Source organism: Pseudomonas syringae group sp. J248-6, assembly GCF_032586995.1.
GTDB lineage: Bacteria > Pseudomonadota > Gammaproteobacteria > Pseudomonadales > Pseudomonadaceae > Aquipseudomonas > Aquipseudomonas amygdali.
In genome coordinates this window covers 285269-299669 of sequence record NZ_JAWHOP010000004.1, presented here as the reverse complement: position 1 = coordinate 299669, position 14401 = coordinate 285269, and the positions used below count along the sequence as shown (strand labels likewise).

Annotated in this window: 8 protein-coding genes; 4 read left to right on the top strand and 4 right to left on the bottom strand. The window is 60.0% G+C overall.

Features of this window, described 5'->3' with window-relative positions:
* Window positions 1-134: 134 nt before the first annotated feature.
* The 4 genes from ligA to RYC17_RS07680 form a co-directional block, all read right to left on the bottom strand.
* Window positions 135-2498, bottom strand: coding sequence for an NAD-dependent DNA ligase LigA (gene ligA / locus RYC17_RS07695; RefSeq protein ID WP_122258224.1), 2364 nt, complete (start codon window positions 2496-2498; stop codon window positions 135-137).
* Window positions 2499-2627: 129 nt separating this feature from the next.
* Entirely contained in the window at window positions 2628-3497 is an 870-nt protein-coding gene (gene zipA / locus RYC17_RS07690) for a cell division protein ZipA (RefSeq protein WP_004665852.1), read from the bottom strand.
* A gap of 250 nt (window positions 3498-3747) precedes the next feature.
* Entirely contained in the window at window positions 3748-7236 is a 3489-nt protein-coding gene (gene smc, locus RYC17_RS07685; RefSeq protein ID WP_122258225.1) for a chromosome segregation protein SMC, read from the bottom strand.
* Between the two features lie 4 nt (window positions 7237-7240).
* Window positions 7241-7900: a GntR family transcriptional regulator gene (locus tag RYC17_RS07680; RefSeq protein ID WP_058401976.1), complete on the bottom strand. Its 660-nt coding sequence runs from the start codon at window positions 7898-7900 to the stop codon at window positions 7241-7243.
* Window positions 7901-8176: 276 nt separating this feature from the next.
* Here RYC17_RS07680 and xdhA point away from each other — a divergent pair, with 276 nt between their 5' ends.
* From xdhA to guaD, 4 genes are read left to right on the top strand one after another with little or no spacing between them, the layout of a single operon-like run.
* Window positions 8177-9631 carry a xanthine dehydrogenase small subunit gene (gene xdhA, locus RYC17_RS07675; protein ID WP_316902707.1) on the top strand — a complete coding sequence of 485 codons (1455 nt, stop codon included), beginning with the start codon at window positions 8177-8179 and terminating at the stop codon, window positions 9629-9631.
* Complete coding sequence (xdhB, locus tag RYC17_RS07670; RefSeq protein WP_316902706.1) at window positions 9624-12143, top strand: xanthine dehydrogenase molybdopterin binding subunit; 2520 nt, start codon at window positions 9624-9626, stop codon at window positions 12141-12143. Before xdhA ends, xdhB begins: the two co-directional genes overlap by 8 nt.
* On the top strand, window positions 12140-12979 hold the full coding sequence (gene xdhC / locus RYC17_RS07665; RefSeq protein WP_316902705.1) for a xanthine dehydrogenase accessory protein XdhC: 840 nt from the start codon (window positions 12140-12142) through the stop codon (window positions 12977-12979). The genes xdhB and xdhC overlap by 4 nt, the downstream gene beginning before the upstream one ends.
* Window positions 12980-12996: 17 nt before the next feature.
* Complete coding sequence (guaD, locus tag RYC17_RS07660; protein WP_316902704.1) at window positions 12997-14310, top strand: guanine deaminase; 1314 nt, start codon at window positions 12997-12999, stop codon at window positions 14308-14310.
* Window positions 14311-14401: the final 91 nt, after the last annotated feature.

Below are 14401 nucleotides of genomic sequence, written 5' to 3'. Positions count from 1 at the left end.
CGCCGCGCCATCACATTCAGGATAGGACGCAGAGCGTCCAGAACGGCATGCGACGCGGAGCGTCGCACGATGATCAAGACATGCCTAAGCAGAGCGTCGCACGATAATCAGGGAATGCGGAGCGTAGGCCTGCCTCAGTCAACCGCCACGCCCAGTTCGGTCAGGCGTTTTAGCAGCGCATCTTCGTCCAGTACGGTCAGCCCCAGCTCGTTGGCCTTGGTCAGTTTCGAGCCTGCACCTGGGCCTGCAACCACGGTGTGGGTCTTGGCCGAGACCGAGCCGGAGACTTTGGCACCAAGGCTTTCGAGTTTTTCCTTGGCGACGTCACGACTCATGCGCTCCAGCGAGCCCGTCAGTACCCAGGTCTGCCCGGCCAGCGGCAGGCCTTCGACGGTTTTTTTCTCGCTGCGCCAGTGCATGCCGAAGTCCTTGAGCTGGGCTTCTATGGCGCGGGCACGCTCGGCGTTTGCGCTGTCGTCGAAGAAATCGCGGACCGACTTGGCCTGTTTCTCCGGCAGCGTCTGACGCATGTCCAGCCAATCGGCGCTGATGACGGCCTCCAGCGTGCCGAACCTGTCAGCCAGTTTCTGTGCAGCGCCCGGCCCTACCGACGGAATGTGCAGTTTGTCGATCAGCCCTTCGAGCGTAGTGCTGGCCGCAAACTCGGCACCCAGCTCGCCCTGGTCCTGCAATTGCAGTCCGCATTCGCCCAACAGCGCATCAATGACGTTACGGTTGTGCTCATCCTCGAAGAAACTGTGAATTTCGTAGGCAACTTCCAGACCGACATCCGGCAGGTAAGTCAACACCTCCGGCAAGGCCTGTTTGACGCGCTCCAGAGACGCCAGCGAGCGCGCCAGCACCTTGGCCGTCTCCTCGCCCACATCGGGAATGCCCAAGGCATAGATAAAGCGCGCAAGAGTCGGCTGCCGGCTGTCGGCAATCGCCTTGAGCAGCTTGTTGCTGGAAATTTCGGCAAAGCCTTCCAGGTCGATGATCTGCTCGTATTTCAGCTTGTACAGGTCGGCAGGCGAGCCGATGAGTTTTTCATCGACCAGTTGCTCGATGGTCTTGTCGCCAAGCCCTTCGATGTCCATCGCACGACGTGACACATAGTGGATGATCGCCTGTTTGAGTTGCGCACCGCAGGCCAGACGCCCGACGCAGCGATACACCGCACCTTCGGTGACGGTTTCCTTGCCCTTGCTGCGTTTGATCAACTGCGTGCGCTCGACATGCGAGCCGCACACCGGGCAGGTCTGTGGAACCTGCACCGCCCTGGCATTCTCGGGGCGGCGCTCGACGACAACCTGCACCACCTGCGGAATCACGTCACCGGCACGACGGATGATCACCGTGTCGCCAATCATCAAGCCGAGCCGCGCCACTTCATCCATGTTGTGCAGCGTGGCGTTGGCGACCATGACACCAGCCACCTTGACCGGCTTGAGGCGTGCGACCGGCGTTACCGCACCGGTACGGCCTACCTGGAACTCGACATCCAGCAACTCGGTCAGCTCTTCCATGGCCGGGAATTTATGGGCGATCGCCCAGCGTGGCTCGCGGGCGCGAAAGCCCAGTTCGCGCTGCGCAGCCAGGTTGTTGACCTTGAACACCACACCGTCGATCTCGTAGCTCAGCGTCAGGCGCCGCTCACCGATATCGCGGTAATAGTCCAGACACTCCTCGACGCCATTCGCCAGCTTCAGCTCGCGACTGACCGGCATCCCCCATTTTTTCAACGTTTCAAGCACACCGATGTGAGTGTCGGCGATTTCTGCCGAAGTCTGCCCCAGGCCATAGCAGCAGAATTCCAGCGGACGATTGGCAGTGATTTTCGAATCCAGCTGGCGCAGGCTGCCCGCCGCTGCATTGCGCGGGTTGGCGAAGGTTTTGCCGCCGATTTCCAGCTGGCTGGCGTTGAGCCGCTCGAAACCTGCCTTGGACATGAACACTTCGCCGCGCACTTCCAGCACATCAGGCCAGCCCTTGCCTTTCAGCTTGAGCGGGATGTTACGCACGGTGCGCACATTGACGCTGATGTCCTCGCCGGTGGTCCCGTCCCCACGCGTCGCACCGCGTACCAGCGCACCGTCGCGATACAGCAGGCTGACTGCCAGACCGTCCAGCTTGGGCTCGCAGCTGTACTGCACCTTGCTGCCCGCGCCAAACAGGTCCCCGGCAGGCAAATCCAGCCCTTCGGTTACGCGCCGGTCAAACTCGAGCATGTCGTTTTCTTCGAAAGCGTTGCCCAGACTGAGCATCGGCATTTCGTGCCGAACCTGAGTGAACGCCGACAAAGCGGCGCTGCCAACCCGCTGCGTCGGCGAATCCGGCGTGACCAGATGCGGGTTTTCTGCCTCAAGGGCCTTGAGTTCGTGAAACAGGCGGTCGTACTCGACATCCGGGATGCTGGGCTCATCCAGAACGTGATAGCGGTAGTTGTGCTCATCCAGCTCTGCACGCAGTTCCAGGATTCGGGTTTCGACGGCCTTCATACGGTGTTCTCTCAAAAAGCAAAAGAGCAGCCGAGGCTGCTCAATCTGTTGGCTCTGTTCTGTTCAAGCCCAATCCCCGAAAAAGCGCACCGGAGCATGCTCTTGATCGGGAAGTGGACAAGGATTCGCTTAACCGCGACGCTGGGTCAACGCACGGCGCTCGAATTCAACGATGCGCTGACGGTAATGCTCGATGGTTTGCGCGGTCATGACACTGCGCTGGTCATCTTTCAGCTCGCCATCCAGTTCATGGGCCAGCTTGCGGGCTGCGGCAACCATGACGTCGAAGGCCTGCTTGGGATGACGCGGGCCTGGCAAACCAAGGAAGAAGCTCACGGCACGGGTGCTGAAATGGTCGATATCGTCCAGATCGAACACGCCGGGCTTGACCGCATTGGCCATCGAGAACAGCACTTCGCCGTTACCTGCCATGCTTTCGTGACGATGGAAAATATCCATCTCGCCAAAACGCAGGCCGCTTTCCAGGATGTTCTGCAACAACGCAGGGCCCTTGAAGCCGCCTTCACTGCGCGAAATCACGCTGATGACCAGCACTTCCTCAACCGGAGGCAGGTCCTTGTCCTCAGTGATGCGCTGGGCAGGCTTGTCGTCCGGGAAGTCATCGTCACGCCCCGTGAACAGGCTCGGGCCGTCCAGATCCAGATTCAGGTCACCCTGCTGCGGTTCATCCTTGCGCTTCTTGTCGCTGTTGCCACGCTTGTCACTGTTGCTGCGCTTGCCCTCACGCGGGCTGGCGCTCATCGACGGCAAATCATGCTCATCGAGCTGCGGCTCCTTGTGGGTATCCAGCACACGGGGCGGCCCGAGCACTTCGGCCGACGTGGTTTCCTCCTCATCCGGAAGATTGGAGAAGCTTCGATCCAGCCTGAATTTCAATTTACCTTTGCTGCCGCGCATACGGCGCCAGCCATCAAAGAGAATACCGGCAATGACTATTATGCCGATGACGATCAGCCACTCGCGCAGACCGATTTCCATGTAATCCAGTGCCTCTAATGAAGAAATCTGAAAATAAGGGCCTAAACCCCTTTAATACGTGGTGCCAAGTCTATGTTCTGACTGGCAATTTGCCCACGCGAAAATAAAAAGTGGTCACTAAACTAGCACGACCAAAGGTAACTTTACACCGTCTGTTACGTCTCTTCGCCGCCCAAAGTGCCATCTATCACACAAACGTCAAATTTTCAGGCCCTTGCGCAACGATTTCCCGACTGAATCAAGCCAGAACTCAGGCATCCACGAGCGCCATCGCCTGCTCTACATCCACCGCTACCAGCCGCGAACAGCCTGGTTCATGCATCGTCACCCCCATCAATTGGTCAGCCATTTCCATGGCGATCTTGTTGTGGGTGATGTAGATGAACTGAACAGTTTGTGACATTTCTTTCACCAACCGCGCATAGCGACCCACGTTGGCGTCATCCAGCGGCGCATCCACCTCATCAAGCATGCAAAACGGCGCAGGATTGAGTTTGAAAATGGCAAAAACTAGCGCCAGGGCAGTCAAGGCTTTTTCCCCACCCGACAGCAGATGAATAGTGCTGTTCTTCTTGCCGGGAGGGCGCGCCATGATTGTCACCCCTGTATCGAGTAAATCTTCGCCCGTCAGTTCCAAATAAGCGGAGCCACCACCGAAAACTTTTGGGAAAAGTGCCTGAATTCCGCTATTTATCTGATCGAAGGTATCTTTGAAGCGGTTTCGGGTTTCTTTATCGATCTTGCGGATGACGTTTTCCAGCGTGTTGAGTGCTTCCACCAGATCAGCATCCTGCGCATCCAGATAACGCTTGCGTTCGGATTGCTGCTGGTACTCGTCGATGGCGGCGAGGTTGATCGCTCCCAGACGCTGAATACGCCCGGCGATGCTCTCCAGTTGCTGCTCGGCGGCCTGCTCGCTGGCCTCGGGGGTCAACGTGGCGAGCACGCCGTGCAGGTCGTAACCGTCCTCATGCAATTGGTCCTGCAACGCCGTGCGGCGCACCGTCAGCGACTGCCATTCCAGGCGTTGCTGCTCAAGCTGGCCGCGCAACAGCTGCGATTGCTGTTCGGCCTGGGTCCGGCGCTTTTCGGCTTCACGCAATTCGCGGTCAGCGTCTTCGAGGGCGTTCTTGGCGATGCGCATTTCATCATCGACCACCATGCGCCGCTCCAGCAGCTCTTCAAGCTTGAGGCGCAGTTCTTCAAGCGGTGCCTCGCCCTCCTCCAGATTCAGACTCAGTTGCTCGCGTTTTTCGGTCAGCCTTTCGGACTGCATGCGCAGGCGCTCCAGCGCCTGACGCGTCGAATCGTACTGCGCCTTGAGCGAGCCCAGACGCACCGCCAGTTGATGACTGTGATCCTTATGCTGCCGCGCATCCTGACGAATCCTATCCAGACGCTCGCGCAGCGCATCACGCTGCGCCTGAAGCACTTCGCGCTGTTCGGTATCCTGCGCCATGCTGTCCAGTGCATCCTGCAATTGCAGGCGCGATTCGCCGAGGTGCTCGTGCTCGACAGCGCGTTGCTCGCCCAGCTCGGCCAGTTCTTCGTCCAGACGAGTACGACGCAGGGTCAACTGCTCGACCTTCACCCTGACCGCCGACAGTTGCGCTTTAAGTTCGCTTTGCTGACGGGTTTCGTCCTGCACGCGGCGGCGCAGTTGCTCGCGGGCTTCTTCCTCCTGCGACTGTTGCTCGCGCAGCACCAGCAATTGCTCTTCAAGCGTAGCCAGCGTCGCTTCGCGCTCATCACGCTCCAGGCCCAGCCGTTGTAATTCCTGCCCCCGCGCCAGCACGCCACTCTGCGCCTCGCTGGCACGTCGCACACGTAAAAAGTGCCGCCCGACCCAATAGCCGTCACGGCTGATCAGGCTTTGTCCGGCGCTGAGTTGCGCACGTCGCGCCAGCGCTTCGTCCAGATCCTCGACCGGAATCACCTGGCCCAGCCAGGCGGACAGATCAACCGTACTGTCCACTTTCTCCAGCAGGCTGCCAGGCACCCGTACCGTATCGGCACCGGCGCTGAGCAAGCGCAGATCACCCTGCTGGAAGTTCGCCAGATCAAGCGCGTCGAAGTCATCCACCAGCACCGCCTGCAAATCCGCGCCGAGCACGGTCTCCACGGCCAGCTCCCAGCCCGCGTCGACACTCAGCCCCTCGGCCAGACGCGGGCGTTCGGCCAGTTGCTGATCGCGCAGCCATTCGGCGGTGCCGGTGTCCGGGTCAAGCGCGGCCTGCTGCAGCGCTTCCAGGGAAGCCAAACGCCCGTTGAGACGTTGCAGCTCGCCCTGCGCCTGCTGTTGCGCCTGACTGGCCTGCTGCAAAGCTTCACGCAGTTGCTCCAGACGCTCTACCGCCTGCTCCTCGCCCGCGTGCAGCTCCTCAAGGGTCATGTCACGGGTGGCGAGGTCTTCGCTCAGTTCCAGAATGGCCGCATCCTCAGGGTCGGCGGCCAGCAACTGACGCTCTTCGGCCAGACGCCGCTGGCGTTCGGCCAGGCGTTCGATGCTTTGTTCAAGTTGCTGAATACGCGACTGCTGGACCTGCGCCTGGCGCTGTGGCTCGGCGGATTGCTGATTGAAGACGTCCCACTTCTCCTGCCAGCCCTGCATGGCCGCTTCGGCGTCTTCCAGGGCAATGGCCGATTCTTCGGCGGCCGCGCTGGTCATTTCCTGCTCGGGCTCAAGCATCTGCAGCTCTTCGCCCAGGGTGGCAAGCAAGGTGGTGTCGTGGCCAAGATGGGATTCGGTTTCCTGGCGGGCGCGTTCGGCTTCGCGCAGGTCGTCCTGCAATTGGCGCAGCCGCTGCTGACCGTGCTGGATGCTCTGCTCGACGCGAGCAATGTCGCCACCGACCGAATAAAAACGGCCCTGCACCAGGTTGAAGCGTTCGGACAGATCATGATGGCCGTCGCGCAGCCTTTCGATGCTGGCATCGGCGCTGCGCTGATCAGCCACCAGCGCTTCAAAACCGATCTCCTGATTGCCGATCACTGCCTCGCGCTGCCCCACCAGATCATTCAACGCCTGCCAGCGCAGAGCCGACAGTTGCGCCTTCAACTGGCGTTCTTCGGCCTTGTATTCCTGATACTTCTCGGCGGCCTGAGCCTGCCGGTGCAGACGCTCCAACTGACGCTCGAGTTCTTCCCGAAGGTCAGTCAGGCGCGCCAGGTTCTCGTGGGTGCGGCGAATACGGTTTTCGGTTTCCCGACGGCGCTCCTTGTATTTGGAGATCCCGGCGGCTTCTTCAATAAAGTTGCGCAGGTCTTCAGGCTTGGCTTCGATCAGCTTGGAGATCATGCCCTGCTCGATGATCGAATAGCTGCGTGGCCCCAGGCCGGTGCCAAGGAAGATGTCGGTAATGTCGCGACGACGGCATTTGGTGCCGTTGAGGTAGTAGCTGTTCTGGCTGTCGCGCGTCACTTTGCGGCGAATGGAGATTTCCGCATACGCCGCGTACTCGCCAACCAGCGTGCCGTCGGAGTTATCGAATACCAGCTCGATACTCGCCTGGCTGACCGGTTTACGGCTGGTTGAGCCGTTGAAGATGACGTCGGTCATCGACTCGCCGCGCAGGTTCTTGGCCGAGCTTTCGCCCATGACCCAGCGCACGGCGTCGATGATGTTGGATTTGCCACAGCCATTGGGGCCGACAACGGCCGCCATGTTACTGGGGAAGTTCACCGTGGTGGGATCGACGAACGACTTGAACCCTGCCAGCTTGATGCACTTCAGGCGCATGGCGTCAGTCCGCTGCCAGGGCGGCCAGCACCAGCTGGCAGCTGCGCTGACAGTAGGCGATCAGCACTACACGAATTTTCGGCAGATCCCGCGCGATCACCGCGCCAAGCAACTCGTCGAACAACGCCAGATAGTCGCCCATATCGGCCTTGCGTTGCTCGAGCGCGAGGAAATAGCTGCGGCTCATTGAAGGCTGCAGGTTCTCGACCGTTTCTTCGAGGTACGGGTTGCTGGCGAACGGATAGGCCGCGCGCATGACATTGAAGCTCTCTTCGACAAATGCCTTGACGTCCTGCTGCTCGAAACTGACCTGCAGGCGCTGTTGTATCTGCACGAACGGCGCAAGATCATCCTCGGTGCGCCAGCGCTCGACCACCGCATTGGCCAGCAGAATGTACAACTCGCTCATCAGGCCACACAGGCTGGTCACGTTGTGCGCGTTGAGCACCGTGACCTGTGCCCCACGACGCGGCAGGATCACCACCAGATGGCGGCGCTCCAGAATCAATAATGCTTCGCGCACAGAACCACGGCTGACGTTCAACGCCTGCGTGACTTTCTGTTCCTGAATACGCTCTCCAGGCTTGAGCTCACCGCGAATGATCCGCTCGGCAAGATGATGAGCAATTTGCTCAGCGAGGCTGTCCGGGGCCTTGAACGTCATGACTATCCTTCAAAAAAACCAGTTCTGCATGCAAGCCGCGAAGTGTAGCGCAACCGGTACGGATGGCGCAGGGCCATAGAAGCGGAAACTGGCACGAAATACGCAAAACCTTGAATACAACCCAATGGGCGATTCAAGAACCAGAGAGTCTTTGATCGGCAGAATGCTGAAAAACTCAATTTCCTGACTCTTAAGTCAGAAACAAATTGACCCAATAAGCAGAGCTGATAGATTCATCGACATGTCTGATGACAATAAATGTGAGGGCTTTGCGCCGTGATTCAGTTCCTTTTGAACCAAGAGCTAAAAACCGAGCGCAGCCTGAATCCGAACATGACCGTGCTGACCTACCTGCGTGAGCAGGCACACAAGCCCGGTACCAAGGAAGGTTGCGCCAGTGGCGACTGCGGTGCGTGCACCGTCGTGGTTGGCGAGTTGCACAGTGACGCCGACGGCCAGCAAACGCTGCGTTATCGCAGCCTCAATTCGTGCCTGACGTTCATGGCGTCGCTGCACGGCAAGCAATTGATCAGCGTCGAGGACCTCAAGCACCAGGGCCAGTTGCACAGCGTGCAACAGGCCATGGTCGAGTGTCACGGCTCGCAATGCGGCTTCTGTACCCCAGGCTTTGTGATGTCGCTGTTTGCCCTGCAAAAGAACAGCAGCGACGCCAACGCGCACCAGGCCCACGAAGCGCTGGCAGGCAATTTGTGCCGCTGCACCGGTTATCGCCCTATTCTGGCCGCCGCCGAGCAGTCTTGCAGCCAGCGCCAGCCGGATCAGTTCGATCAGCGCCAGGCTGAGACTGTCGAGCGCCTGCGGGCAATCACCCCAGCCCAGACCGAAGCACTGAGCGACGGCGAAAAAAACTGCTTCATTCCGCTGACCGTGGCAGACCTGGCCGACCTTTATGGCAGCCATCCGCAGGCCCGTCTGCTGGCGGGCGGCACTGATCTGGCGCTGGAAGTCACCCAATTTCACAAACAGTTGCCGGTGATGATCTACGTCGGACACATCGACGAGATGAAGGGCGTGAAGCGTTTCGACGACCGTCTGGAGATCGGCGCGGCCACTCCGCTGACCGATTGTTATGCAGCACTAAAGGCCGAATACCCGGACTTTGGCGAGTTACTGCAGCGCTTCGCCTCGTTGCAGATCCGCAATCAGGGCACGCTGGGTGGCAATATCGGCAATGCCTCGCCGATTGGCGACTCCCCGCCCCTGCTGATCGCCCTTGGCGCGCAGATCGTGCTGCGCAAAGGCAACAGCCAACGCACGCTGGCGCTGGAGGATTACTTCATCGACTACAAGGTCACGGCTCGCCAGGAAAGTGAGTTTATCGAAAAGATCATGGTGCCGACCGCCAATCCACTGCAGACCTTTCGTGCCTATAAAGTTTCAAAACGCCTGGATGACGACATTTCGGCGGTCTGTGCGGCATTCCGCCTGACCATAGAAGACGGCGTGATCCGCGAGGCACGTGTGGCGTATGGCGGCATGGCGGCGATTCCGAAGCGCGCAGCGGCCTGCGAGCGAGCCCTGGTCGGTCAGCTCTGGAGCAATGAAACCGTTGAGCAGGCCTGCGCCGCACTGAGCGAAGATTTCACGCCGCTTTCGGACTTCCGTGCCAGCAAGGAATATCGCCTGTTGAGCGCGCAGAACCTGCTGCGCAAGTATTTCATCGAAGTGCAGACGCCTGCCGTCGCAACGCGGGTGACTGACTATGTCTGAGCATTCTCCATCCATTACCCAGGCCGAAATGCTCGCCGTGTTTCAGCAGGGCTTGAACACTGGCGTCGGTCGCAGCGTCAAGCATGACAGCGCCGACAAGCATGTGTCCGGCGAAGCGGTGTATATCGATGATCGCCTGGAGTTTCCCAATCAGTTGCATGTGTATGCACGTCTTTCCGACCGTGCCCACGCGCGAATCATCAGCATCGACACCTCGCCCTGCTACGCCTTCGACGGCGTACGCATCGCGATTACCCATCAGGATATTCCGGGGCTGAAGGATATCGGACCGTTGCTGCCCGGCGATCCGCTGCTGGCCATCGACACGGTGGAGTTTGTCGGGCAACCGGTGCTTGCCGTTGCTGCTCGCGATCTGGACATTGCCCGGCAGGCGGCAATGGCGGCGATTATCGAATACGAGGACCTGGAGCCGGTGCTGGATGTTGTTCAGGCGCTGCGTCAGAAACACTTTGTGCTCGACAGCCACACGCACAAACGTGGCGATTCGGCGGCGGCGCTGGCAAGCGCAACCCACCGCCTGCAGGGCAACCTGCACATTGGCGGCCAGGAACATTTTTACCTGGAAACCCAGATCTCTTCGGTGATGCCGACCGAAGACGGCGGCATGATTGTCTATTGCTCGACCCAGAACCCCACGGAAATCCAGAAGCTGGTTGCCGAGGTACTGGGCGTGCCGATGAACCGCATCGTGGTCGACATGCGGCGCATGGGCGGTGGCTTTGGCGGCAAGGAAACCCAGGCGGCCAGCCCGGCCTGCCTGTGCGCCGTGATTGCCCGGCTGACCGGCCAGCCCACCAAAATGCGCCTGCAACGTTTTGAAGACATGCAGATGACCGGCAAGCGCCACCCGTTCTACATCGAGTACGACGTGGGTTTCGATGATGACGGTCGCTTGCAGGGCATACTACTGGATCTGGCAGGCAACTGCGGCTACTCGCCAGACCTGTCTGCGTCGATCGTCGACCGCGCCATGTTTCACGCCGACAACGCCTACTATCTGGGCGAAGCCACGGTCAATGGTCACCGCTGCAAGACGCACACCGCGTCCAATACGGCCTACCGTGGCTTTGGCGGCCCGCAAGGCATGGTCGCCATCGAAGAAGTCATGGACTGCATCGCGCGCTTCCTCGGCAAGGACCCGCTGGCGGTGCGCAAGGCCAACTATTACGGCAAGACCGAGCGTAACGTCACGCACTATTACCAGACGGTCGAACACAACCTGCTGGAAGAGATGACCGCCGACCTCGAGCAGAGCAGCCAGTACGCCGAGCGCCGCGAAGCTATTCGCACGTTTAATGCCGGAAGCCCGATCCTGAAAAAAGGCCTGGCGCTGACGCCGGTCAAATTCGGCATTTCATTTACCGCCAGCTTCCTCAATCAGGCCGGTGCGCTGATTCATATCTACACCGACGGCAGCATCCACCTGAACCATGGCGGCACCGAAATGGGCCAGGGCTTGAACACCAAGGTTGCGCAGGTCGTGGCCGAGGTGTTCCAGGTGGACATCGACCGTATTCAGATCACCGCCACCAACACCGACAAGGTGCCGAACACCTCGCCCACTGCCGCCTCAAGCGGCACCGACCTGAACGGCAAGGCGGCGCAGAATGCCGCTGAAATTCTCAAGCAGCGGTTGGTGGAGTTCGCCGCCCGGCACTATCAGGTGGCAGAAACAGAAGTCGAGTTTCGCAACGGCCATGTGCGGATCGGCGATATTTTCCTGCCCTTCGCCGAGCTGGCGCAATTGGCCTGGATGGGCCAGGTTTCGTTGTCCAGCACCGGCTATTACAAGACGCCGAAGATTTTCTATGACCGCAGCCAGGCGCGGGGCCGACCGTTCTATTACTACGCGTTTGGTGCGGCCTGCGTCGAGGTCATCGTCGACACGCTGACAGGCGAGTACAAAATGTTGCGCACCGACATTCTGCACGACGTCGGTGCCTCGCTGAACCCGGCCATCGATATCGGCCAGGTCGAAGGCGGCTACATTCAAGGCGCAGGCTGGCTGACCACCGAGGAACTGGTGTGGAACGACAAGGGCAAGCTGATGACCAGCGGCCCGGCGTCCTACAAGATCCCTGCGGTGGCGGACATGCCGCTTGATCTGCGCATCAAGCTGGTGGAGAACCGCAAGAACCCGGAAGACACGGTGTTCCATTCCAAGGCCGTCGGCGAGCCACCGTTCATGCTCGGCATCGCGGCCTGGTGCGCGATCAAGGACGCCGTGGCGAGCCTGGGTGATTATCGCCATCAACCGGACATTGACGCGCCTGCAACTCCGGAAAAAGTGTTGTGGGGCTGTGAGCAGATGCGCCAGAAAAGCGCTGCGCGTCGCGCATCCGGCGAAGGTGCCGAGCCGATTGTTTCCGCCCCTTCGCGGGTAAGTGAAGCTTCGCCAGGCTCGCCTTCACCTAGTCAGGATGCCCCCGTGGGAGCGAGCCTGCTCGCGAAGGCACCGGGCCTGGATCACTCGGTCCTGGAGCAGAAATGAACAACTGGATCAGCGCCCTGGCCGAGCTACAGGCCCGTGGAGAAGCCGGCATCCTGGTGACCATCATCGAGGAGCTGGGCTCGACGCCACGCAATGCCGGCTCGAAGATGGTGGTCTGTGCCGAGCATATTCACGACACCATCGGCGGCGGGCACCTGGAATACAAGGCCATGCAAATTGCCCGCGAGATGCTCGCCAGAGGCACCCGGCAAACTCGCCTGGAACGCTTCAACCTCGGCGCAAGCCTCGGTCAGTGCTGCGGCGGCGTCAATGTGCTGCTGTTCGAACCGATGGGCGAGCCCGTCGCGCAGATCGCCGTGTTTGGTGCCGGGCATGTTGGCCGTGCACTGGTGCCACTGCTCGCCAGCCTGCCCTGCCGGGTGCGCTGGATCGACGCGCGTGAGAACGAATTCCCCGAGCCGATGCCCGATGGCGTGTTGAAGATCGTCAGTGAAGAGCCGGTCGACGAGGTCGCGCAGTTGCCTGTCTGCACTTACTGCATTGTCATGACCCACAACCATCAACTGGACCTTGAGCTGACTGCTGCGATCCTAAAACGCGGCGACTTTACTTACTTCGGGCTGATCGGCTCGAAAACCAAGCGCGTCAAATTCGAACATCGCTTGCGTGAACGCGGTTTCGACGCCAGCCTGCTGCAACGCATGCGTTGCCCGATGGGCCTGGCGGAAGTCAAAGGCAAGTTGCCCATCGAGATCGCGGTGTCCATCGCCGCCGAAATAATCGCCACCTACAACGCAAGCTTTGGCCAGCACAGTGCCAATGCCGAACCAATCGCCAGACTGCTGCCCGCATCACGCCGCAGTCAGTCGCAATGAGTCACAACGAGAGTGCCATGAGTTCAGTTTCCCGCCGTAAAGCCTACCGCGCCGCCATCCTTCACAGCATTGCCGACCCCGCGGAGGTGGCAGTAGAAGCGTCTTATGAGTATTTTGCCGATGGCCTGTTGCTGGTCGAAAACGGCAAAATCATTTCAGTGGGCAATGCTGACGATTTGCTCGATAGCCTCGACGGCGATGTCGAGCTGATCGAATACCCGGACGCACTGATCACACCGGGCTTCATCGACACCCATATCCACTTGCCACAAACCGGCATGATCGGTGCCTACGGCGAGCAACTGCTCGACTGGCTCAACACCTACACCTTCCCCTGCGAAAGCCAGTTCGCCGACCCCGAGCATTCGGCGCAGGTGGCCGACATCTTCATCAAGGAACTGCTGCGCAACGGCACGACCACAGCGCTGGTGTTCGGCAGCGTGCATAAAGAGTCGGTCGAGGCGTTTTTCAGTGCGGCCCAGGCACTTGACCTGCGCATGATCGCCGGCAAGGTGATGATGGATCGCAATGCGCCGGATTATCTGGTTGATACGCCGGAATCCGGGTACGCCGACAGCAAGGCGCTGATCGAGCGCTGGCACGGCAAAGGGCGTTTGAGCTACGCAGTGACCCCGCGATTCGCGCCGACCAGCAGCCCTGAGCAATTGAGCCTGGCTGGCCAGCTGCTCACCGAGTATCCCGGCCTGTACATGCAGACCCACATCAGTGAAAACCTTCAGGAGATCGAGTGGGTCAAGGCGCTGTTCCCCGAGCGCAAGCATTACCTGGACGTCTACGATCACTTCAACCTGCTCGGCGAGCGCTCGGTGTTCGCCCATGGCGTGCACTTGTGCGACGAACAGTGCGCACGACTGGCGCAAACCGGTTCGGCGATTGCCTTCTGCCCGACCTCCAACCTGTTTCTGGGCAGCGGCCTGTTCAACTTGCCGATGGCCGAGAAGCACAAGGTGAATGTCGGTCTGGGCACCGACGTGGGCGGCGGCACCAGTTTTTCGATTCTGCAGACCCTGAACGAGGCCTACAAGGTCATGCAGATGCAGGGCGCACGGCTCAATCCGTTCAAGTCGCTGTACCTGGCGACATTGGGCGGCGCACGCGCATTGCGACTGGAGGACAAGGTCGGCAGCTTGAAGCCCGGTAACGAAGCCGACTTCCTGGTGCTGGATTACAACGCCACCCCGCTGCTGTCATACCGGTTGAAACAGGCTAAAGACATCGAAGAGATTCTGTTTGTGCTGATGACCATCGGTGATGACCGGACAGTGAAACAGACCTGGTCGGGTGGGCGCTTGGTGCATGAGCGGGGCTAAATCGTCCCTCACGCTCACGCAGGCTCTGCGTCGTCAAGAGGACGCGGAGCGTCCAGAACGGCATGCGACGCGGAGCGTCGCACGATGGTCA